Source organism: uncultured Campylobacter sp., from assembly GCF_944323605.1.
Classification (GTDB): domain Bacteria; phylum Campylobacterota; class Campylobacteria; order Campylobacterales; family Campylobacteraceae; genus Campylobacter_D.
On record NZ_CALUTC010000004.1, the window covers coordinates 51,454 to 72,737 of the forward strand.

The following is a 21,284-nucleotide window of genomic DNA, read 5'->3' on the forward strand; positions in this document are numbered from 1 at the left end:
GTAAGGTAAATACGATAAATTTAGTTTTAATTTATATTTTTTTTACACTTATTTCCTTATCTTTTGCATCTATAAGTATGCTATCTCCAATTTTCAATTCATCGGCTAAAATCATATCGCTAAGCCTATCTTCTATCATATCATAGATAGCTCTTTTTAAAGGTCTTGCTCCAAAATCCACATCAAAGCCCTCATTTGCTATCAAAAGGGCAGCGTCTTCGCTTAATTCTGCTTTTATGCCTTTATTTTCAAGAGATTTTTGCAAATCTTTAAATAAAAGTTTTACTATCTCATAAGCCTCATCTTTTCCTAGAGGATTAAAGGTGATTATATCGTCCAAGCGATTTAAGAATTCTGGTTTGAAAAAGTTTTTAAGCTCCATTTTTATAGCTTCTTCTTGCTCTTTTCCTTTTAAATTCATTATGGCATTAGAAGCTATGTTTGAAGTTAGGATTATGATAGTGTTTTTAAAATCTACAGTAACACCTTTACTATCGGTTGCCCTACCATCATCTAAAATTCCTAAAAGTATATTAAATACATCTTTATGAGCTTTTTCTACTTCATCAAACAAAAGCACAGAATACGGTTTTCTTCTAACAGCTTCTGTAAGCTCTCCGCCTTCTTCGTGTCCTACATATCCAGGAGGTGCTCCTAAAAGTCTTGATACGCTATGTTTCTCCATAAATTCACTCATATCAAATCTTATCAAAGCTTTTTCATCATCAAACAAAAATTTAGCTAAAGCTTTAGCGGACTGGGTTTTTCCCACACCTGTTGGACCAAGAAATAAAAAACTTCCTATAGGTTTATTTGCATCATTAAGTCCGGCTTTGTTTCTTTTAATCGCTCTTGCTAATGCAGATATAGCTTTATCTTGCCCTATAACGCTTTCTTTTAGATGTTTTTCAACCTCTAAAAATTTTTGCTTTTCAGAGGTAAGCATTTTTTGCACTGAAATTCCTGTCCATTTGCTAAGTATCGAAGCTACCAAGTCTTCATCTACTTGATTTTTAAGCAAAACGCCTTCTTCGCTCATCTTTTGCCATTTATCTTCTAATTCTTTTACTTCTTTTTCTAAGCTTGGAATTTTGCCGTATTCTATTTCAGCTACCTTTTGAAATTCACCCTTGCTTTTTGCTAAATTTGCTTCATTTTTTAAGCTATCTATATCTTTTTTCTTTAAATTTATATCATTAAACACAGCTTTTTCATTTTCAAATTTTGCGTTAAGCCCTATCTGTTTTTCTTTTAAATCGCTAAGCTCTTTCGCAATTTCTTGCATTCTTTGTTCGTTTTTTTCATTTTTTTCCATTTTTAAGGCTTCATTTTCTACCTCTAAAGTTTCTATGTCCTTTCTTACCTTTCTTAAAGAGCTCGGTTCGCTTTCTATTTGCATTTTAAGTTCAGCTGCAGCTTCATCTATCAAATCAATTGCCTTATCTGGTAAAAATCTATCGCTTATATATCTTTTTGATAGTTTTGCGGCAGCAACTAAAGCACTATCTGTTATGCTTACATTATGATGAAGTTCTAGTTTTTCTTTTATACCTCTTAGCATCGCTAAAGCTTCATTTACTGAAGGTTCTTTTACTGATATTGGCTGAAATCTCCTTTGCAAAGCCGCATCTTTTTCGAAATACTTTCTATATTCTTTTAAGGTTGTAGCTCCAACTGTATGCAATTCCCCTCTTGCAAGTGCTGGTTTTAAAATATTTGCGGCATCCATACTTCCTTCACTTGCTCCTGCACCGACTATAGTATGAATTTCATCTATAAAAAGCACTACATTTTCACTTTTTATAGCTTCATTTACAACAGCTTTTAGTCTATCTTCAAATTCTCCCCTGTATTTTGCACCAGCTATTAAAGCACTCATATCAAGTGCTATGATTCTTTTGCTTTGTAATGATTTTGGCACATCTTTTTTTACTATCCTTTGTGCTAGGGCTTCAACTATAGCTGTTTTACCAACTCCTGGCTCTCCTAGGAGTATGGGGTTGTTTTTTGTTTTTCTTATCAAAATTTGCATAAGTCTTTGAATTTCTTCTTCTCGTCCTATTATTGGCTCTAGTTTATTTTCTCTAGCTTTTTGTGTCAAATCTATACCAAATTTATTAAGTGCATCTAGGCTTTCATCAGCACTTTTGCTATCTATTTTTTTATCAGATCTTATAGCTTGTAATTCTTTTTTAAAATCCATAAGGTCTATAAATTTGCTTAAAATCTCTTTATAATCTTTGTTGTTTTGACTTTGAGACATTAAAAATGTATCAACAGACAAATAAGAATCTCCATTTGCACTCATAAGAGCTTTTGCGTTTTCTAAGTCTTTTATAAGTTCGTTTGAAATTCTAATATTATCTTTGCTTACATTCGAGCTTGTTGCTAACTGTGCAATTTTACTTTTTACTTCTAGTTCTAGCGCTTCTTTTGAGATATTGTTTTTGTTTAAAATTTGATTTAATATGCTTGAACTATCAACAATTAATGCCCATAATATATGCAAGGCTTGAATTTCATTATTTTTTGAATGTATAGCTAAGGAAGCACCACTTTCTAATGCTTCTAGCATAGAATTTGTTAGATAATCTTGTATATTTGCCATAATTCTCTCCTAAAGTTTTATAGTAATGATATTATATAACTTTAGTCTATTATTGTCAAGTTTCTTAAATAAAAAATTTAATATTTTAAAAAAGAATCCATAGCTTTTTTAAATTCTTCTATCTTTTTTTCATCTCCATCTTGTATGGCATGCACTACACAGTGGCTTAAATGCTCTTTCAAAATAGCTTTGGCAGTGCTTGCTATCTCGCCTCTTACAGCAGCTAGTTGTATCACGATTTCGCTACAATCTCTACCATTTTCTATCATTGTTTTTATGGACTGTAAATGCCCTATACTTTTGCTAAGCCTATTTATCATAGCCCTATTATGTCCTTTTGAGTGAGTGTGAGATTTTTTATCTGCTTGCATTTATATCCTTTAGGCTGATATTTTTGTCTTTTAATTGTATAAGATTAGGTGTTATGTCTTTTGGCAAGGTCGGAATTTCTAGTATGCTAGGGTCTATTGTATCTACATTTAAATCATTGCTATTATTATCATTTAGTAATGCACCAACATCCGTTATTTTGTCTATATCAGGCACTGTTATATTGTTTTCCTTAGATATATATTCTTTTTTGTCATCTACTTCTTTTTTATCATCTTTTAGTTCATTTTCATTATCATAGTCTTTTAGAAAGCTTTTAAGCTCTTCTATATCAAATTTTTGCACCCCTTTTAATTTTATTATGTATATATCTTTTATATCTATTTTATATTTTTTATTTATATATTTACTCAAGCTTTGTTTAAACCTTAGTTTGCCAAGTTCTGTGAAAATATCTTCGTAAAAAAAGCTAGATATAACTGTGTTTGTAGCGTCATTTAGTTTGCTTACTTGATTGCTTAGATTTTCCCCATCAAATTCAAGGCTTAGTTCTACTTTTTTTAGTGAGTTTTTGGCTTCTTTTGAGTATAATTCTGTTCTTAAATTTTCTATTGTAACTGTTTGTGCTTTTAGCATAGCAAAAAGTAAAAAAAGTAAAAAAAATACTTTCATCATTTTTTCCTTATTTTATTTTATTCTAACATTATAAATTCATTTTTTTTATAAAAATCAAATACAAGTTTATCTAATTTTAAAGCTTCTTTGAAATATTGTTTAAAATTTTTGGGATTTGAGTATATTATTAGCAATGTTTTTGGATTACTTGCCCTTGAAAGAGCTACATAAAGTTGCCCTTTTTCAAATATAAAATCTATATCACAAGCTAGTTTATCTATACTCATACCTTGCGATTTGTGTATAGTGATAGCATATGCTGGTTTTATTGGAAATTGAGTAAAAGAGGCTAAAATTTCATCTTCTTCTTCTGTAAAATTTATCATTTTAAAAGTGTATGGTTTTAAAAATATTATTTCATCATTATTTTTTTGTATCTCTAGCACTAAATCATTATCATCTTCGTATATATCATTTATAAAACCTTGTTCTCCATTGTAGTAAGCATTTTCGTATGAATTTACACAAAATATTATTTTAGCACCTATTTTTATGCTTAGCTCCTTTTGTATGGTTAAGGTATTTAGCCATTTTTCGTATTGTTTGTCGCTTAAATTTCTTTTGTCTTCTTTGCCTTTTAATGTTATAAATTCGCCTTCAAGCATAGATAGCTTTTTTTTATTTATAAAATCAGCTTTTTTGTTTGTAGAACAAAGCATTGTAAAATCATCATCTAAAAAACTAGAATCGCTTATTAAAAAATTTTCAAAATATTTTAAAACAGAATCATCTATCTCATTTTTTCTAATAGCAGAAAGCTTTGAATAAAATTCTTTATCGCTTGTCCTTTTTGATACTGTTAAAAGCAAATTTTTAAATGATAAGCTTTGCCAATACAGCGAAGAAAAAGCGTAGTTTGAATTTGTAAAAATATTTTTATCATCATCTTTTAAGACCGGCGGTAATTGAAAAAAGTCTCCAACCACTAGAATTTTGCCATCAAATTCTTTCAGCCTAAAGCCTATCATATCAAAAAGTTTTGCACTAACCATAGAAATTTCATCTATTATTATCAAGTCTGTATTTTTTATTTGCTTGTATAATTTTTCTAATTTTTTCTTTTGTTTTTTATCAAATGCTAATAGTTCATTTAGGTTAGCACATATCCCAAAGCAAAAAAAACTGTGTATAGTCATACCATTTATATTTAGTGCAGATATAGCAGTCGAACCAAGACTTACTACTTTTTTTCTTTCATTTATAAAATCTTTTTTTATAAGCTCTGTTGTGTAGGATTTTCCAACCCCAGCTCCACCACTTAGAAAAACATTATTTTTTTGTAGTAGATTTTTTATTTGTTTAAGATATAAACTCATATTATTTTTATTTCCTATTTTTAGATAGCTAAAAATATCATACTTGCTACATTTTGATTATAACATTTTTATCTTTAAGTTTTTGTGTGAAAAATTTAGTTAGAATTATTTTTTTATTTTAGGAGTTTTTGTGAGATTTTTTATACTTATTTTGTCTTTATTTTTTCTATCTTGTGCCAATAAAAAAGAGCTGATTAAAACAGAGGATATAAATTCAAAATATGCTATTCTTAAATTTGAACAAAATATAGATTCTTTAACATATTTTGATGATAATATCAAACAAGATTCTAATTCTTATAAGAAAAAATTTTTCACCCCTTGGAATGTGAAATTAGATAAAAAAAAATACAAACAAAAAGATGTATTTTGGTCTTTTCCTCTGTATTTAAGCGATAGAAAATATTATTTTTTTAATAAGCAAGAAATTCCAAAGTCTTATTTTAAAAAACTCATAGAAAATGCAAATAAAAAAGATTTTTTAAAAATCAAACAAAAAGCCATAGTTACTAATACTTCAAATTTAAAAAATTTGCCAAGCACCACTGCAATACTTTTAAATCCATTTAAAGAGGGCGAAGGTTTGCCTTTTGATTATTCTTTAGATACGGTTTTAAATATAGGCTCACCAGTGCTAATATCACATTTTACGAAAGATAAAAAATTTGCTTTTGTTTTTGCAGAAAGTGGCTTTGGTTTTATAGAGGCAAAAAATTTGCAAATTTTTACAGATGCACGTGCTAGAACTTATGAAAATTTGAAATTTATCACTCCTACTAAGGAGAGATTTCCTGTTTTATCATTAGACAATAAATTCGCTTTTGAACTTAGAGTAGGTGCTATTTACCCATATTATGCTTTTGAGGATGGACATTATATAGGAAAAATAGGGGCTTTAAAGTATAAAATTCCAAGTTATGCTGTATCGAAATTTCCTCTAGTTTTAAACGATAAAAATTTAAAAAATCAGCTAAAAGAGCTTTTTGATAAGCCGTATGGTTGGGGTGGGTATGATTTTGAAAGAGACTGTTCTTTATTTACTAGAGATTTGTTTGCCTCTTTTGCTTTTTATCTACCAAGAAATTCTTATGCACAAAGTCTTGTTTGGAAAAAATTTGATATAAGTAAGCTAAATAATACTCAAAAGCAAGACTTTATACAAAGATATGCTAAGCCCTATACTACTTTGCTTTATTTAAGGGGACATATAATGCTTTATGCCGGTGTTTTAGATGATGAAAATGTAGCACTTCATAGTATTTGGGGCATAAGAACTAAGGATGATAAAAGACTTTTGGTTGGTAAAAGTGCTTTAACTACTATTGATATAGGTTCTTATTCTAGTAGGGTGGATGCGAAAGACTTGATTTTAAGCAGATTAAGTGCTGTTAGCTTCTTATCTTTAAGTGAAGATGAGATTTTGCGTATAAATGAAGCTTTAGAAAAATATAAGTGATTTACCAAATTTTAAGGATTTTAGCTAATAAAATCTCTTAAAACCACTCCATCGACACCTAAATTATAAGCCTTTTCTAAATTTTTAAGCTCATCAAGTATGAGTAAAATTTTACTGTCAAAAAGATAAAATTCAGCCACTTTTGACGCAAATATTGCTAACTCATTATCTTCAAGTAAGATAAAATCAGCTTTTAAAGCATTTGACAAAAAAATTTCATCTTTATTTTTTGCATATATAGCCCACTTTTCTCCACTGGTTTTTAGCTTTTTTATATGATTTTCATCATAGTTGCTTATAAGATTTATGCACTTTTTATTTATTTTATCTTTATTAAATAAAATAAATTTTTCACATTCTATGAGTTTGTGTCCGAAAATTAGCATATTTTCTCCTAAATTTTAAGTTTTACATAAACTCTTTTTGGTGCTTCATAGCCTTCAAAACTTAAATTTTCATTATCCTTGTCTAAAAAATCCTCTAGAGAATAGCCATCTATCCAGGAAGTTTTTCTTTGTTCTACTTTGTTAGTTTTATTCTTATAAAGCACTTCAAAATGATTAAAACCGGCTCTTTCGCACCAGTTTCTAAGGGCTGATATAGAAGGCAAGAAATATATATTTGAAATTCTTGAGTATGTTTTTCTAGGCACTAAGGCTACTTCTCTTTCATCTTCTATAAACATAGTGTCTAAAAATACGGCACCGTCTTTGTTTAATGACAATCTTAACTCTTTTAACATCTTTAATGGATCTTGCCTGTGATAAAGCACTCCAAGACAAAAAATTATATCAAATTTTAACTCATAATTTGGTAGCTTTTCGACCCCTAAAAGCTCGAATTTCACATCTTGCTTTGCTATAGCATTTATTAGACTAAATTGCAAAAAGCATCTAATGCTAGGGTCAAAGCCAACTATTTTTTTTGGTGAGTATTCAAGCATTTTAAACATATAATACCCGTTATTACAACCAACATCAGCGACAATTTTATCTTTTATTTCTCCCATAAATGGCTTTAAGATATCAAATTTCATAAAGCTTTGCCATTCGCTATCTATAAAAAGCTCATTTAGTTTAAATGGACCCTTTCTCCACGGTTTAAGTTTTAAGGCTATATCTTTTATATCTTCATCGATTTTTTGTGAAAAATTTAAATTTACAGCTTCATTTAAGCTAAATTTACAGTCTAAAATTTCGCTTTCTATTTTTTTTATTTTTTGCAGTAATTCTTTTTGTTCTTTATTCATAAAAATTTCCTTTCATAAATTCTAGCATAAAAGCTTTACTATAACTTGCTATAATTTTTTTTATTTTTAAAATTAAGAAAGGTTTTTATGCTTGATGTTATAAGCTTTAATCAAAACACTTTTCCACTCATATACGAGCAAGACAGTAGTTTGCCTATCGTGTATTTTAAGCTTCTTTTTAAAAATTCAGGTAGAGCTTATGATGAAATAGCTGGTGAAGCGTCTTTTTTTGCTAGGCTTTTGAATGAGGGTAGTGATGATTCGTTTTTTAAGGAGCTTGAATTAAGAGCTATAAATTTAAGTGCAAGTGTAGATTTTGAAACTTTTGATATAAGCATAGATTGTTTAAAAGAACATTTTCCTTTCGCGATTAAAAAGCTTTATTCTTTGCTTTTAAAACCTAATTTTAGTGATAAAATTTTATCTAGATTAAAAAATACAGTTTTAGGGGAATTAGCTAGCAAAAACAGCGATTTTGACTACCTAGCAAAAAGGTTATTAGATAAAACTGTTTATCCTTATAAAGAATTTCAAAGCTCTATGGACGGAGATGAGAAAAGTATAAAAGATATAAATTTAAATGCACTTAAAAGGTATTATGAAAATCTTTTAAATTCTGAAAATTTAGTGCTTTGTATTGGGGGAGATTTAAAAAAAGATGATTTTATAAGAGAAATAAGCCCTATATTAGAGCTTTTTAGTAGTAAAAAAACAGAGAAAAAGCATTTTGATTTTGTTGAGGTAAAAAAAGATACTTTAGAGCTTAAAAAACAAAGCACGCAAGCTTATGTTTATTTTGCTTCTCCTGCCAAGCTTTCTTTAAAAGATAAGGATTTGTATCTTGCAAAAATAGCTATTTTTGTTTTAGGAGCTGGTGGTTTTGGCTCTAGGATTATGGAAGAAATACGCGTTAAAAGAGGACTTGCTTATAGTGCTTATGCTAGACTTGATCTTTGTCTTTCTTATGAAAGAATTTTTGGTTATTTGCAAACTAAAAGTGAAAATTCAAGCCTTGCAAAGAATTTATTGCGTGAAATATTTTCAAATTTTATAAAAAATGGCATTAACGAACACGAATTTGAACAAACAAAGAAATTTATGCTTGGCTCATCTTGCCTTCATTATGAATCCTTAGCAAAAAGGCTTAATATCGCTTTAAGAGAATTTTACCAAGGTCTTAAAATAGGGCAGTTAAAAGAGGAGTTAAAATTTATTGAAAATTCATCTTTAAAAGATTTAAATTCTTATATCAAGGAGCATAAAGAATTTGAAAAATTAGTTTTTGCAAGCATACAAAATGAATATTCCTAAGGAAGATGCGTCTTTATTTAAGAAATTATATATAAACAATATCTTAGATCTTGCCCTTTTATTGCCAAAGAGCATTGACGATTTTACTACAAGTAAAGAATTTAAGGATGGACATTTTTGCACCCAAGAAGTTGTTATTTTAAGTGCAAATTTTGTCCAGGGAACTCGTTTGCAAGGGCTTTGTTACTGCAAAAATATAGACAAAAAAGCTTCTTTTGTGATTTTTAATGCTAAAAAATGGCATTTAGCACTTTTAAAGGTAAATAGCGAACACATATTTCACGCCAAGCTTTCTTTTTTTAATAATAATTATCAATTTATAAATCCTAAATTTATTAAAAATTCTGGTGTATTTGTGCCAAGATATAAGATTAATGGTGTGAAAGATGATGTGATACAAGGGCTTATACAAAGATATGTAAATGCTAAAAATTTAAGTTCTTATTCTTTAGATGAAAAATATATATCCTTGCTTTTAATGTTGCATAGGTATGATAAGACTTCTTTTGATGCCTTTAAAAATCTTGATTTTTATATTAGGGATTTAAAATTTATAGAAATTTTTAATTTTTTAAGAAGATTAAGGCTTAAAAAACAAGTTTTTAAAAGCTATAAAATAAGCCCTTTTGATATAAATTCTTGGCTTTTATCTCTACCATTTAAGCTTACAAACGATCAAGTTAAAGCAATAAATGATATAAGAAGCGATTTGCTTTCAAATGAGGCTAAAAGACGAATAATAATGGGTGATGTTGGTTGTGGAAAAAGCATAGTTATTTTAGCGGCTGCCTTGCTTGTTTATCCTAGACAAGCTATTTTGATGTCTCCTACCACTGTTTTAGCGAAGCAATTATACGAAGAGGCTAAAAAATTACTTCCGAATTTTGTTGATATATTATTTTTAAAAGGTGGAAAAAAAGAAAAGGGTTTAGATAAAAAAATTAAGAGTGCGAATTTGCTTATAGGAACTCAAGCCTTGATTCATTTAGAAAAACATAATGCCGTGCTTGTTATGGTGGATGAGCAGCACCGTTTTGGTTCAAAACAAAGACAACTTGTAAATGATTTATCAAAACAAGGTGATTTAAGCCCACATTTTTTGCAATTTTCAGCCACCCCAATACCAAGGACCTTGTCTATGCTTCAATCAGAATTATTATCTTTTTCTTTCATCAAAGAACTACCTTTTAAAAAAGATATACAAACTATATGCTTAAAAGAAGAAAATTTTAATGAGCTTGAAAAGGCTATAAAAAGGGAGATTAACAATGGAAATCAAGTTGCTATAATTTATCCTTTAGTAGAAAAGAGCGAAGCTTTAAATTATCTTTCATTAAATGAAGCTAAGGCTTATTGGCTATCTAGATATGATGGTGTTTATATAACACACGGCAAGGATAAAGAGAAAGAGCAAATTTTAGAGGATTTTGCTAAAAATGGTAAAATTTTGCTAGCTACAACTGTTATAGAGGTCGGAATTTCCTTGCCAAGACTTAGCACCATTGTTATAGTTGGAGCAGAAAGGTTAGGGCTTGCAAGTTTGCATCAGTTAAGGGGAAGAGTTGGTAGGGTAGGGCTTAAATCCTACTGCTATCTTTACACAAAGCTGAAAGAATTTCCAAATAGACTACTTGAATTTAGCACCTGTATGGATGGATTTAAAATAGCAGAGCTTGATCTTAAAAATCGTTTAAGCGGAGATTTATTAGACGGTTCTTTACAACACGGAAATGAATTTAAATTCTTTGACTTCGCAAAAGATGAAAGTATATTAAGCGAAGCCAAAGAAAAACTTAAGCACCTCTATACAAAGCATTTTTAAAATTTTTAGCTATCATTTGTGCTCTTTGCAAAAATACAGCTTTCATATCCTCATCAAAGACTTTATCTAGACTTTGCTCAAAAATATCTAGCCATATATTAAAAAATTCTATAGGAAATGGCTCAAGTTCCATATGAGCTTTTAGTGGCTGACCGTTGTAGTCGCCTTCTCCAAGCATCATTCCTTGCCAAAAATTTGAAATTTTTACTTTGTGTTGTTTCCAGCTTTCATCATCTGTTCCTATTTTTGCATTAAAAATAGCACCTATGTCCTTATCTTTTCTTACCTTTTCGTAAAAAAGCTCCATAAACTTATCTATCGCTTCTTTGTTTATGGTATTGTATTTCATTGTTTTGCCTTATTTTTTAGAGTAATTTTATCTTATTTTTGTAAATAAAAGGATAAAAAAGGTATTTTAATTAAGAAGTGCTTATGAAAAGCCCTCACAAATTTTGTGAGGGAAAAATTATTCAACTTCAGCGTCTATAACATCATCATCTTTCTTTTTGTCGTCTTTTTTGTCTGTCTCGCCGTCTTTTTTATACATATTTTCAGCTAATTTATGAGAAGCAGAACTCAAAGCTTTCATTTTGTTGTCTATCTCTTCTTTAGTGGCATTTTCATTTTTAAGCGTTTCTTTTAGCTCATCAAGTGCTTTTTGTATGTTTGCCTTGTCCTCATCAGCTATCTTATCTCCAAGCTCACTTAAGGATTTTTCAACCTGATGCACTAGGGTTTCTGCTGAATTTCTAGCTTCTACAACCTCTTTTCTTTTTTTATCCTCTTCCTTGTGAAGCTCGGCATCTTTTACCATATTGTTTATCTCTTCTTCGCTAAGTCCGCTTGAGCCTGTTATTTTTATTTCTTGAGCCTTTCCTGTGGCCTTATCTTTAGCTGAAACGGTTAAAATTCCATTTGCGTCTATATCAAAGCTTACTTCAATCTGAGGCACTCCTCTTGGAGCTGGTGGAATTCCTTCTAGGTTGAAATTTCCTAAGGATTTATTATCTCTACTAAATTCTCTCTCGCCTTGTAAAACATTTATGGTAACTGCATTTTGATTATCCTCAGCTGTTGAAAAGACTTGTTCTTTCTTTGTAGGTATAGTTGTGCCTTTTTCTATAATCTTTGTCATCACTCCACCTAAGGTTTCTATACCCAAAGAAAGAGGAGTAACATCAAGCAAAAGCACATCTTTTACATCACCTTTTATAACCGCTCCTTGTATGGCAGCACCTATGGCTACGACTTCGTCTGGATTAACTGATTTGTTTAAGTCTTTGTTAAAGGCTTTTTTCACTTCTTCTTGAACTAAAGGCACACGGGTTGAACCGCCAACCATAACGATTTCTTTTATTTCATCTTTGCTAAGACCAGCTTCTTTTACAACCTCATTTATCTTAGATATGGTTTCAGATACTAAACCTTCTATCATACTTTCAAATTTAGCTCTTGTTATTTTTTTTACAAGGTGTTTAGGACCACTAGCATCAGCTGTTATGAAAGGTAAATTTACCTCTGTTTCAGTAGCAGAGCTTAGTTCTTTTTTAGCATTTTCAGCCGCTTCTTTTAATCTTTGAAGAGCCATTACATCTTTTTTGAGATCTATTCCATTTTCGCTTTGAAATTCGCTTGCTAAAAAGTCTATAAGCTTATTATCAAAGTCATCTCCGCCCAAAAAGGCATTTCCACCTGTTGCTAAGACCTCTACTACATTATCTCCCGTTTCAAGCACAGTAACATCGAAAGTTCCGCCACCTAAGTCATAAACTACTATCTTTTCAGATTCTTTTTTGTCAAGCCCGTAAGCAAGTGCTGCTGATGTAGGCTCATTGATAATTCTTAAAACATTAAGCCCAGCTATAGTTCCAGCTTCTTTTGTAGCCTTTCTTTGAGCGTCATTGAAATATGCAGGCACTGTTATAACTGCATCTACTACTTTATCTCCTAAAAATGCTTCAGCGTCCTCTTTTAGCTTCATTAAAACCTTAGCTGAAATTTCTTGCGGAGTGTATAATTTATCAGCTATTTCAACCGCACAAGCTCCATTTCTATCAACTATATGATAAGGAAGTCTATTTTTAGCTTCTTTTGCAGCCTCTTCGTTTATCATAAGCCCCATAATCCTTTTTATAGAATATATAGTTTTTTCAGGATTTGTAACCGCTTGTCTTTTAGCACTATCGCCAACTAAAACTTCACCTTTGTCGGTAAAAGCAACTATAGAAGGAGTTGTATTTTTTCCTTCTTTGTTTGGTATAACCTTGCTTTCTCCACGTTCATAAACGCTCACACAAGAATTTGTTGTTCCTAAGTCTATTCCTATAACTTTTGCCATTTTTTATCCTTTTAATTTTATTTTGCTACACTTACTTTTGTGTGTCTTAAAATCCTATCTCTTAGCTTATAGCCTTTTTGTAGAATTTGAGTTAGCTCATTTGCCTTAAAATTTTCATTTTCTGCGTAAAACATAGCTTCGTGCAAATCAGGGTTAAATTCATCGCCTTCTTTAGCTTCTATCACATCAACCCCGTGATTTTTAAGCTTTTTTAATAGCAAATCAAGCGTGTTTTTAACACCTTCTTTTATTTTAGCACTTATCTCATCCTCTACTTCTACATTTAGGGCTGCTTCTAGAGTATCGATTACATCTAGTAAATCTTTTGCAAAACCTTCATTTGCAAATGCTATCATTTGTTCTTTTTCTCTTTGCATTCTTTTTTTAATATTTTCAAAATCAGCATTTGCTCTAGCATACTTATCTTTTAAATCAGCGTTTTCAGCTTTTAAAAGTTCTAGTTCGCTATTTTCTTCTTGAAGTTCTTCTTCTAAATTTTCATCTTTTTTAGTATCCACAAATCCTCCTATTGCCGAATTTAAAAAGTTTTAAAGATTTTTAAAAGTATTAATCTTGAAACTTTTTATGTAATTATACAAAATTGAGCCAATGAATGTCAAGTAAAAATTAAATTATTTTACTAAAAAATATTTAGTCATATAGACTAAAGTTATATTAGTTATATAAGCTATATATTAATGTTTAATATTTTGTTAAGCTAAAATATAAAAATACATAAAATAATACATAAAATTTTATTGACAACGATAAAAAATGTGCTATAATCTAGTCCGCAATATTTAAAAAGGTTGAACTTTATTATGAAAAATTTAACAGTTAGAGAGAAAAATGATCTAAGTTCTTATGTTTTTGATTCTTTGTGCGATAAAAAACAAGAATCGTTTTTTAAAATCATTCTAGTTAAATTTAGAGAATTTTTTTCAAGAATTTTAGGAGAATAATTCTTTTTTATTTTCCTTTAGATAATTAAGCACTTTTAAAACCTCGTCTGTACCATATTCTTTACTATCTTTTAAAACATCATCTATGCATTCTATATATGCTTGCACTAAGTCATCAAGCTTTTGTCTTTTTGCCCCTGCTAGTAAAAACATAGCCTCCAAGACAACGTTTAATTCATATTGCAAGTCTTCTATCATCTCATCTTTATTTATCATTTTTGAGCCTTTGCTAATTCTTTGCTTTTTATCAAATCTATTATTTGAGCCTTTATAAAAGAGTAATTGCTGCTATCTTTAAATGAAGCAAAAAGCCCACCACTAGCATTTTTATGCCCGCCTCCACCAACAAGCTCATTGGCTATTAAGCTTACATCTACTTTTCCATTTGAACGAAAGCTAAGTGTTTTTTTAGAACTTACATCAAGAAAAAAATCAACATCTTCATTTTGCATCAAAAAATCATTACCTATTACAGAAGTATTTCCTATGTTATAGCTTAGTAAGCCTTTGTAATCTTTGTAATGTATTATGAAGTCATCTTTTTTCTCGTTAAGTTTTTTTACAACATACTTAGAAATCAAATTTCCAAGCGTATCGTTTTCATTTTTTTTGAAAAATTCTTTTTTTAAAAAGTGTAAAGAATCTTCTAAGGATATATTTGCCTTATCTTTGTCTATGAAAGTCTTAGCTTTGTTAAGCAAGAAAAATATATATGAGATATTTTCTTCTTTAAACATCACTCTATTAAGCTCTTTTGCGTTTGCAATCATAGATAAAAAAACCTTACCAAGCTCGAAATTTTGATCGTCTTTTAGCCAAATATCAATAGCATTTACAACATCTACAAATTTAGATAAATCTTCATTTTTTCCACAAATTTTGCTAAAAAAATCATAGCTTATCTTTGTAGCACATCTTGAGCTATCTAAAAAATACCACTCGTATTTATCAGCACATACTTTACCACTTTGATGATGATCTAGTAAAAACAGTCTCGTATTTTTTCTACTTGTAAGAGCGTTTTGAAATTCTTCACATTGTTGTGGTGTTAAATTTAAATCTGTGATTAGTATTATTGATTTGGTATTTTCATCTTTTGTTAAAGTGTTGTCTATATCACTTAGAATTGTTGAAAAATTATCATTTATTTCTTTTCCATAGTTAGAATTAAAAAAATGACAATTTTTAAAATAAAAATTGCTTATAAATTGACAGCCATAACCGTCTAAATCTATATGTGATAGATGATATATATGCGTGTTATAATTCAATTTTAATAACTCCTTCTGTCTCAAAATTCGTGTGTTCTGCTATTTCTGCAAAGCTTAAGACTACTATTTTAAGGTTAAAATTAGAGCATATATCTGCTATAAATTTTCTTAGTTGAGGTTCAACGCAAAGAACAAAAGGTTTGATTCTTGTGCTAGAAACTGCTGCAAGTTCATTTCTAAAGGCTTCTACTATAGCCCCGGTTTGAGCCACATTTATCATTAAATGATAGACACCGTCTCTAAGCTGCAAGCTATCCATAAGTTTTGCAGAACTAGCGGAATCAAGTATATAAATGCCTAAAATTCCTTTTTCATCTATATATAAATTTGTGATAACCCTAGCAAGTGCCGCACGAACGTGTTCTATAATCATATCAAAATTCTTAGTAACCTCTGATATATCCATTAATGCTTCAAGTATAGTTATCATATCTTTTATAGGTATTGAGTTTTTGAGTAGATTTTTAAGCACTCTTTGCACCATACCAACTGTTGTTATTTTGAGTAAATCTTCTATAACAGCTGGATAGTCTTTTTGCAGTTTATCAAGTATATTTTGAACTTCTTGCCTTGTTAATAACTCTGCTGCATTAGCCTTTATAAGCTCACTCATATGTGTTGAAATTACACTTGCTGGATCAACTACTATATATCCTCCTATCGTGGCTTCATCTTTTAAATTTGAATCTATCCATAAAGCATCAGAGCCAAAAGCTGGATCTTTTGTAGATATACCCTCTATCTCTTCTGTTACAAAACCGCTATCCATAGCCAAGTATTTATCAGGATACACCTCGCTACTTCCTATTACTACGCCTTTTAGTTTAAAATTGTATTCATTTGGTTTTAGCTGTAAATTGTCTCTAATCCTTATCTTAGGCATAAGAAAGCCAAGACTTTGAGCTATGCTTCTTCTCATAGAACGAATTCGTTCTGTTAATTCGCTTTCAGCAAGTCTTATTAAGCCGTATCCAAGTTCAAGTTCCAAAACTTCTAATTTTAGTATATCGTTAATTCTTCCTTCTTCTTCTTTTATGATTTCTTCTTCACTTTTTTTCCTAGGTGGTGCTTTTGCAGCTTGTTGTGCAGCAGCAGAATCTCTTTTTTTTATAGGTTGTGCTAAGTCTATTTTACCTTCTTTTACCTGCTTTGTAAGATATCCAAGACCTAAAAACACTAAGGACATAAAGCCAAGTGATAATGTAGGAAGTCCGGGAACTAAAGCAAAGATAAACAATATAAAACCTACTATTAAAAGTGTTCTGTATTCGCTTAGTAGTTGATTTAATGTTCCTTCTGCAAAATTATCCTCATCTTTACTAGCTCTTGTTATTATTATAGCGGTTGCTGTGGCTACTATAAGACCCGGAATTTGAGATACTAGACCATCTCCTATAGTTAGTATAGTATAAGTGGATGCACAATCAGCCAATGGCATATCATGCTGAAAGTATCCTATTGAAAATCCACCTATTATATTTATTATAGTTATTATAATCCCTGCTACTGCATCACCTTTTATAAATTTAGAAGAACCGTCCATAGCTCCATAGAAATTTGCTTCAGCTATGATCTCTTGTCTTCTTGTCCTTGCAGTATTTTCATCTATTAAACCAGCATTTAAATCAGCATCTATAGCCATTTGCTTACCCGGCATCGCATCAAGCGTAAATCTTGCTTGAACTTCTGAAACCCTAGTACTTCCTTTTGTAACAACCATAAAATTTATTAATACTAGAATAGAAAATACTATTATACCTATCACATAGTTTCCACCAACTACGAATTCTCCAAATGAGGCTATTATTTCACTAACAGCTGCTGCCCCATTTTGCCCTTCGCTTAAAATCATACGAGTGGTTGCTACATTTAAAGCCAATCTAAAAAGAGTAATGATTAGTATTAATGTTGGAAAGGTTGTAAGATCTGTTGGTTTTGGTATATATATAGATATTAGTATAATTAAGACTGATATTGCTATGCTTAATGCTAAAAAAAAGTCTAATATAGCCGCTGGTAAAGGAACTATAATAACAGCTAATATACAGGCTATAAAAACAACTACTGTTATTGATTTAGCTTTTACTATAGGCACTATTAATGGACCCAGATAAGGTGCTACAAGCTCTAGTATCTTTCTTTTTGCCATCTAATTTTTTTTGTTTATGATATCAAATAGCGTTATTTTTGATAAGTGGTCATTCATTGTATCTTGAAGTTGAACTAATACAGGAAGCATAAGGCATCTACTTTCTTTATTTATAGGACAAATTCCGTGAGAGCACTCAAATATGCTAACTTGTTTTTTTTCTGCACTATTTACTATATCTTTTAAAGTGTATTCTTTACTATCTTTGCTAAGTATAAAACCACCTTTTGCGCCTTTGTATGATATAAGTAAGCCATCTTTTGCTAATGCTTGTAAAATTTTAGCCAAAAAAGACTTAGAAATTTCAAGCTTTTCAGCCATAGTTTCCACATCTTGCGGTTCTTTTTTATCTGCTATGTAAATCAAAGCAAGTATTGCATATTCACTAGCTCTAGTAAAAAGCATAATATTCCTTTCAAAGAAGCTTAAATTTAGTATTATATTAGTTTTTTGTAAATAAAATCCCTATAATTTGTGTTTTATTTATAGGTATTTTATGAGTTTTTAAATAATATTTTTATACGATTTCTCGTTTGTATTTTTATTTTTGGGGTTTTTTTATGTATGTTGCACCAAGTATATTATCTGCTAATTTTTTAAGACTAGAAGATGAAATAAAAAAAATTTGTGATGCAAAGGCTGATTTACTTCATATCGATGTTATGGATGGTCATTTTGTTCCGAATTTAACCTTTGGTCCTTGTGTATTTAAAGATATACAAAAGGTAAGTTCTATTCCGCTTGACATACATTTAATGGTAAATAACGTATCTTTTTTTGTTGATTTATTTTTGCCTTTAAAGCCTAAATTTCTTAGTTTTCACATAGAGGAAGAAAAACACCCAATAAGACTTTGCCAATATATAAGAAAAAATGGAGTCGGTGCCGGCATAGTTTTAAACCCTCACACCCCAATTTCTAGTATAAAACATATGATAGATTATGTTGATTTGGTGCTTTTAATGAGCGTAAATCCCGGTTTTTCTGGGCAGGAATTTTTACCTATAGTTTATGAAAAAATAAGAGAATTAAGAGAAATCATAGACAAAAAAAATGCTAAAGTATTTATAGAAGTTGATGGTGGCATAAACGGCTTAAACGCAGCTGATTTAGATGAAGCTGGAGCTGATATTTTAGTGGCTGGTTCTTATATATTCTCTTCTAATAACTACGAAAATTCTATAAAATCTTTAAAGCTTGAATTTTGACTTTGGATAAGATAGATAAAATTTTACAAGCATTAGGCAAAAGTGATAAGCCATATTCTTGGTTTATGAAAGAGTTAGAAAGTGTTGAGGAATTAGAAGGCTTAGAATTTGATGAAGATATGCTTAAGCTTTTAGGTTTTGGAGTTTTTTTAACCTCTGAAAATAACTTTACTTTGAAAAGCAAACACACAAAGATAAAGGACGAAATTTTTTGCGTTGTAGATATAGAAAGCAATTCTAGCTTTAAAAGAGGAGGGCAAATAATAGAAATAGGGGCTTATAAAATAAAAAATTCAAAAATCATAGACAGCTTTCATTCTCTCATAAAAACAAACTATCTACCACAAAACATAAAAGAACTAACCGGCATAGACGAAACATTATTAAAAAACGCACCTAGCTTAGCCTCTGTTTTAAATGAATTTAGACTTTTTTTAGGGGATAGTATTTTTGTTGCACACAATGTTTCTTTTGATTATAATTTTATATCAAATTCACTGCATAAGTGTGGTTTTGGAATTTTATGTAATCAAAAATTATGCACCTTAGAACTTTCAAGAAGGATAATAGATAGTGAAAAGTATGGATTAAATTCACTAAAAGAGATTTTAAATATACAAAACGCACATCACAGAGCCTTAAGCGATGCTAAATCTGCTGCTGAAGTGCTTAAACACTGTATATCAAAACTACCTTTTTATATATCAAGCACACAAGATTTAATAAATTTTAGCAAATCAAATATAAAAAAATACAAAATAACATAATTGAGTAAAATTGTAAGCTATGTTTTAAAAAAATATATTAAATTTATTTATATTTTTATTTTCATTTACATAAATTTATTAAAGTTTTCTAAAAAAGTTTTTTTTGAAAGGCCATATAATGAAGAAAGTGGATTTAGTAATAATAGGTGCAGGTCCCGCTGGTATAGGTGCTGGTGTTGAGGCAAAGCTTAAAAATAAAGAGCTTGTTATACTTGAAAAGGCTGATGAAATTTGCCAAACATTCGTTAAATTTTACAAGGACGGAAAAAGAGTAGATAAAGAATATAAAGGGCATGATAGCACTAACAGAGGTCATATACCTTTTGAAGACGGCACTAAAGAAAGCTCTATGCAAACATTTAAAGATGCGATTAAGAATCATAATATAAATATTGAATTTAATAGCGAAGTAGAAAGTGTAAAAAAGACAAATGACGGTTTTTTGGTTGCTACACCTAAGGAAAGCTATGAGTGTAAAAACATAATAGTAGCTATAGGTAGAATGGGTAAGCCAAATAAACCTGATTACAAAATTCCAGGCTCTTTAAGTAAGGTAGTAAATTTTAATGCAAATTCTGTTGGAACAAATGAAAAAATCATAATAATAGGCGGTGGAAATTCTGCTGCTGAGTATGCTGTAGATCTATCGAAAAACAACTCTGTTACTTTGTGTTATAGAAGAGATAAATTTACAAGATTAAATGATATAAATTTAAAAGATATACAAGATTGTGCAAATGCTGGTAAAATAACTCTTAAGCTAGGCGTAGATATAGAAAGCGTAGAAGATGAAAATTCAAAAGTTAAGCTAAATTTTACCGATAAAAGCAGTGAAGTTTATGATAGAGTTATATATGCCATAGGTGGATCTACTCCTGTTGATTTTTTACAAAAATGCGGTATAGAAGTAGATGATAAGGGTGTTCCTGTTTTTGACGAAAACAGACAAAGTAATGTAAAAGGTATTTTTGTAGCAGGAGATATAGCTAGTAAGAATGGTGCTAGTATAGTTGTTGGTTTGAATGATGGTGTGATAATAAATGAGTTTTTAAGCAAATGAAAATACTTTTTTCTCCAAGCGAGGCTAAAAATTCCTTTTGCGATAATGCCCCGCTGGATGAAAATTCTCTTATATTTAAAGAACTTTTTTCAAAAAGACTTGAAATTTTAAATGCTTATAATGACTTTATAAAAAATTCCAACTTAGATGAATTGAAAGCTTTTTTTGAATTAAAGAATGAAAATGAGGTGCTTTCTTTCAAAAAAGATATATTTTTGCAAGGTAGTTGCGAAGCTATACAAAGATACAGCGGAGTAGCTTATGAATATCTTGATTTTCCAAGCTTAGACGAATTGTCAAAAAAATATGTTAGAGAAAATACAGTGATATTTTCAAACCTTTTAGGACCTATACTAGCTTCTGATAAAATACCAAATTATAGATTAAAACAAGGCTCAAAAATAGGAACAATCTCTTTAGAAAATTTTTACAAAATACACTTTAAAAAAGCATTAGATGATTTTTTAAAAGACGAAGATGTTATAGATTTAAGAGCGAATTTCTACGAAAAATTTTATAAAATAGATAAAAAATTTTATACTTACAAATTTATTAAAAATGGCAAAACGGTAAGCCATTTTGCTAAAGCTTATAGGGGGCTTTTGTTAAGAATTTTAGCTCAAAATAAGATTCAAGATAACAAGGACTTGTTAAAAAAATTACCGTCAAATTTAAATCTTGTAGATATAAAACTCATCAAAAATAAAGAGGAGATAAGTTTAGAAATTTTAGAATAAACTTTATTTCTTTTGCTTTTTAATA

Annotated in this window: 21 protein-coding genes; 8 read left to right on the top strand and 13 right to left on the bottom strand. The window is 29.8% G+C overall.

The annotated features are described in order from the left end of the window. Positions 1 to 31: 31 nt before the first annotated feature. The 4 genes from Q0J35_RS03615 to Q0J35_RS03630 all read right to left on the bottom strand — a co-directional run bounded on the left by Q0J35_RS03615 (position 32) and on the right by Q0J35_RS03630 (position 4,929). Positions 32 to 2,608, bottom strand: coding sequence for an AAA family ATPase (locus tag Q0J35_RS03615; RefSeq protein WP_297193180.1), 2,577 nt, complete (start codon positions 2,606 to 2,608; stop codon positions 32 to 34). Positions 2,609 to 2,685: 77 nt separating this feature from the next. Continuing rightward, positions 2,686 to 2,979 carry a metal-sensing transcriptional repressor gene (locus tag Q0J35_RS03620; RefSeq protein ID WP_297193182.1) on the bottom strand — a complete coding sequence of 98 codons (294 nt, stop codon included), beginning with the start codon at positions 2,977 to 2,979 and terminating at the stop codon, positions 2,686 to 2,688. Further along, positions 2,966 to 3,613, bottom strand: coding sequence for a flagellar basal body-associated FliL family protein (locus Q0J35_RS03625; RefSeq protein WP_363315699.1), 648 nt, complete (start codon positions 3,611 to 3,613; stop codon positions 2,966 to 2,968). The genes Q0J35_RS03620 and Q0J35_RS03625 overlap by 14 nt, the downstream gene beginning before the upstream one ends. A gap of 17 nt (positions 3,614 to 3,630) precedes the next feature. Beyond that, entirely contained in the window at positions 3,631 to 4,929 is a 1,299-nt protein-coding gene (locus Q0J35_RS03630; RefSeq protein ID WP_297193187.1) for an AAA family ATPase, read from the bottom strand. A gap of 130 nt (positions 4,930 to 5,059) precedes the next feature. On the opposite strand from Q0J35_RS03630, the gene Q0J35_RS03635 reads away from it, so the two are divergent. After that, positions 5,060 to 6,385: an SH3 domain-containing protein gene (locus Q0J35_RS03635; protein ID WP_297193189.1), complete on the top strand. Its 1,326-nt coding sequence runs from the start codon at positions 5,060 to 5,062 to the stop codon at positions 6,383 to 6,385. 20 nt (positions 6,386 to 6,405) lie between these two features. Here Q0J35_RS03635 and Q0J35_RS03640 read toward each other — a convergent pair whose 3' ends face one another. Then, positions 6,406 to 6,771 carry a hypothetical protein gene (locus tag Q0J35_RS03640; RefSeq protein ID WP_297193191.1) on the bottom strand — a complete coding sequence of 122 codons (366 nt, stop codon included), beginning with the start codon at positions 6,769 to 6,771 and terminating at the stop codon, positions 6,406 to 6,408. Positions 6,772 to 6,779: 8 nt separating this feature from the next. Beyond that, complete coding sequence (gene cmoB / locus Q0J35_RS03645; RefSeq protein ID WP_297193193.1) at positions 6,780 to 7,634, bottom strand: tRNA 5-methoxyuridine(34)/uridine 5-oxyacetic acid(34) synthase CmoB; 855 nt, start codon at positions 7,632 to 7,634, stop codon at positions 6,780 to 6,782. Between the two features lie 87 nt (positions 7,635 to 7,721). Between cmoB and Q0J35_RS03650 the strand changes: the two genes are divergently transcribed. Beyond that, the gene (locus Q0J35_RS03650) at positions 7,722 to 8,945 is read left to right on the top strand and encodes a pitrilysin family protein (RefSeq protein ID WP_297193196.1); all 1,224 of its coding nucleotides are present in this window, start codon (positions 7,722 to 7,724) and stop codon (positions 8,943 to 8,945) included. Next, complete coding sequence (recG, locus tag Q0J35_RS03655; protein ID WP_297193197.1) at positions 8,932 to 10,767, top strand: ATP-dependent DNA helicase RecG; 1,836 nt, start codon at positions 8,932 to 8,934, stop codon at positions 10,765 to 10,767. Before Q0J35_RS03650 ends, recG begins: the two co-directional genes overlap by 14 nt. Here the strand turns inward: recG and Q0J35_RS03660 are convergent. From Q0J35_RS03660 to grpE, 3 genes are all read right to left on the bottom strand, one after another. After that, positions 10,739 to 11,116 (bottom strand): group III truncated hemoglobin, encoded by a 378-nt coding sequence (locus tag Q0J35_RS03660; RefSeq protein ID WP_297193199.1) that lies wholly within the window; start codon positions 11,114 to 11,116, stop codon positions 10,739 to 10,741. The genes recG and Q0J35_RS03660 overlap by 29 nt on opposite strands. A gap of 117 nt (positions 11,117 to 11,233) precedes the next feature. Further along, positions 11,234 to 13,105 (bottom strand): molecular chaperone DnaK, encoded by a 1,872-nt coding sequence (dnaK, locus tag Q0J35_RS03665; protein ID WP_297193202.1) that lies wholly within the window; start codon positions 13,103 to 13,105, stop codon positions 11,234 to 11,236. A gap of 17 nt (positions 13,106 to 13,122) precedes the next feature. Next, positions 13,123 to 13,623, bottom strand: a complete 501-nt coding sequence (gene grpE, locus Q0J35_RS03670) for a nucleotide exchange factor GrpE (RefSeq protein ID WP_297193204.1) — start codon at positions 13,621 to 13,623, stop codon at positions 13,123 to 13,125. Positions 13,624 to 13,926: 303 nt separating this feature from the next. Between grpE and Q0J35_RS03675 the strand changes: the two genes are divergently transcribed. Beyond that, positions 13,927 to 14,067: a hypothetical protein gene (locus tag Q0J35_RS03675; protein ID WP_297193206.1), complete on the top strand. Its 141-nt coding sequence runs from the start codon at positions 13,927 to 13,929 to the stop codon at positions 14,065 to 14,067. Here Q0J35_RS03675 and Q0J35_RS03680 read toward each other — a convergent pair. From Q0J35_RS03680 to Q0J35_RS03695, 4 genes are read right to left on the bottom strand one after another with little or no spacing between them, the layout of a single operon-like run. Further along, the gene (locus Q0J35_RS03680; RefSeq protein ID WP_297193353.1) at positions 14,056 to 14,301 is read right to left on the bottom strand and encodes a hypothetical protein; all 246 of its coding nucleotides are present in this window, start codon (positions 14,299 to 14,301) and stop codon (positions 14,056 to 14,058) included. The genes Q0J35_RS03675 and Q0J35_RS03680 overlap by 12 nt on opposite strands. Then, positions 14,280 to 15,338 carry a 3'-to-5' oligoribonuclease B gene (locus tag Q0J35_RS03685; RefSeq protein ID WP_297193208.1) on the bottom strand — a complete coding sequence of 353 codons (1,059 nt, stop codon included), beginning with the start codon at positions 15,336 to 15,338 and terminating at the stop codon, positions 14,280 to 14,282. The genes Q0J35_RS03680 and Q0J35_RS03685 overlap by 22 nt, the downstream gene beginning before the upstream one ends. Then, on the bottom strand, positions 15,328 to 17,487 hold the full coding sequence (gene flhA, locus Q0J35_RS03690; RefSeq protein ID WP_297193211.1) for a flagellar biosynthesis protein FlhA: 2,160 nt from the start codon (positions 17,485 to 17,487) through the stop codon (positions 15,328 to 15,330). Before flhA ends, Q0J35_RS03685 begins: the two co-directional genes overlap by 11 nt. Continuing rightward, the gene (locus Q0J35_RS03695; RefSeq protein ID WP_297193212.1) at positions 17,488 to 17,892 is read right to left on the bottom strand and encodes an Rrf2 family transcriptional regulator; all 405 of its coding nucleotides are present in this window, start codon (positions 17,890 to 17,892) and stop codon (positions 17,488 to 17,490) included. A 155-nt stretch (positions 17,893 to 18,047) separates the two neighbouring features. Here Q0J35_RS03695 and rpe point away from each other — a divergent pair, with 155 nt between their 5' ends. The 4 genes from rpe (at position 18,048) to Q0J35_RS03715 (ending at position 21,259) form a co-directional block, all read left to right on the top strand. Further along, positions 18,048 to 18,695 carry a ribulose-phosphate 3-epimerase gene (gene rpe / locus Q0J35_RS03700; protein WP_297193214.1) on the top strand — a complete coding sequence of 216 codons (648 nt, stop codon included), beginning with the start codon at positions 18,048 to 18,050 and terminating at the stop codon, positions 18,693 to 18,695. After that, the gene (locus Q0J35_RS03705; RefSeq protein ID WP_297193216.1) at positions 18,692 to 19,462 is read left to right on the top strand and encodes a 3'-5' exonuclease; all 771 of its coding nucleotides are present in this window, start codon (positions 18,692 to 18,694) and stop codon (positions 19,460 to 19,462) included. Before rpe ends, Q0J35_RS03705 begins: the two co-directional genes overlap by 4 nt. Positions 19,463 to 19,580: 118 nt before the next feature. Next, positions 19,581 to 20,522 carry an NAD(P)-binding domain-containing protein gene (locus Q0J35_RS03710; protein WP_297193218.1) on the top strand — a complete coding sequence of 314 codons (942 nt, stop codon included), beginning with the start codon at positions 19,581 to 19,583 and terminating at the stop codon, positions 20,520 to 20,522. After that, positions 20,519 to 21,259, top strand: coding sequence for a YaaA family protein (locus Q0J35_RS03715; protein ID WP_297193220.1), 741 nt, complete (start codon positions 20,519 to 20,521; stop codon positions 21,257 to 21,259). Before Q0J35_RS03710 ends, Q0J35_RS03715 begins: the two co-directional genes overlap by 4 nt. Positions 21,260 to 21,284: the final 25 nt, after the last annotated feature.

What these genes read in the sequence shown, in the direction of transcription:
- Q0J35_RS03615 (WP_297193180.1), bottom strand. Translation starts at nt 2,608, where the DNA reads ATGGCAAATATACAAGATTATCTAACAAATTCTATGCTAGAAGCATTA.
- Q0J35_RS03620 (WP_297193182.1), bottom strand. Translation starts at nt 2,979, where the DNA reads ATGCAAGCAGATAAAAAATCTCACACTCACTCAAAAGGACATAATAGG.
- Q0J35_RS03625 (WP_363315699.1), bottom strand. Translation starts at nt 3,613, where the DNA reads ATGATGAAAGTATTTTTTTTACTTTTTTTACTTTTTGCTATGCTAAAA.
- Q0J35_RS03630 (WP_297193187.1), bottom strand. Translation starts at nt 4,929, where the DNA reads ATGAGTTTATATCTTAAACAAATAAAAAATCTACTACAAAAAAATAAT.
- Q0J35_RS03640 (WP_297193191.1), bottom strand. Translation starts at nt 6,771, where the DNA reads ATGCTAATTTTCGGACACAAACTCATAGAATGTGAAAAATTTATTTTA.
- cmoB (WP_297193193.1), bottom strand. Translation starts at nt 7,634, where the DNA reads ATGAATAAAGAACAAAAAGAATTACTGCAAAAAATAAAAAAAATAGAA.
- Q0J35_RS03650 (WP_297193196.1), top strand. Translation starts at nt 7,722, where the DNA reads ATGCTTGATGTTATAAGCTTTAATCAAAACACTTTTCCACTCATATAC.
- recG (WP_297193197.1), top strand. Translation starts at nt 8,932, where the DNA reads ATGAATATTCCTAAGGAAGATGCGTCTTTATTTAAGAAATTATATATA.
- Q0J35_RS03660 (WP_297193199.1), bottom strand. Translation starts at nt 11,116, where the DNA reads ATGAAATACAATACCATAAACAAAGAAGCGATAGATAAGTTTATGGAG.
- dnaK (WP_297193202.1), bottom strand. Translation starts at nt 13,105, where the DNA reads ATGGCAAAAGTTATAGGAATAGACTTAGGAACAACAAATTCTTGTGTG.
- Q0J35_RS03675 (WP_297193206.1), top strand. Translation starts at nt 13,927, where the DNA reads ATGAAAAATTTAACAGTTAGAGAGAAAAATGATCTAAGTTCTTATGTT.
- flhA (WP_297193211.1), bottom strand. Translation starts at nt 17,487, where the DNA reads ATGGCAAAAAGAAAGATACTAGAGCTTGTAGCACCTTATCTGGGTCCA.
- Q0J35_RS03695 (WP_297193212.1), bottom strand. Translation starts at nt 17,892, where the DNA reads ATGCTTTTTACTAGAGCTAGTGAATATGCAATACTTGCTTTGATTTAC.
- rpe (WP_297193214.1), top strand. Translation starts at nt 18,048, where the DNA reads ATGTATGTTGCACCAAGTATATTATCTGCTAATTTTTTAAGACTAGAA.
- Q0J35_RS03710 (WP_297193218.1), top strand. Translation starts at nt 19,581, where the DNA reads ATGAAGAAAGTGGATTTAGTAATAATAGGTGCAGGTCCCGCTGGTATA.
- Q0J35_RS03715 (WP_297193220.1), top strand. Translation starts at nt 20,519, where the DNA reads ATGAAAATACTTTTTTCTCCAAGCGAGGCTAAAAATTCCTTTTGCGAT.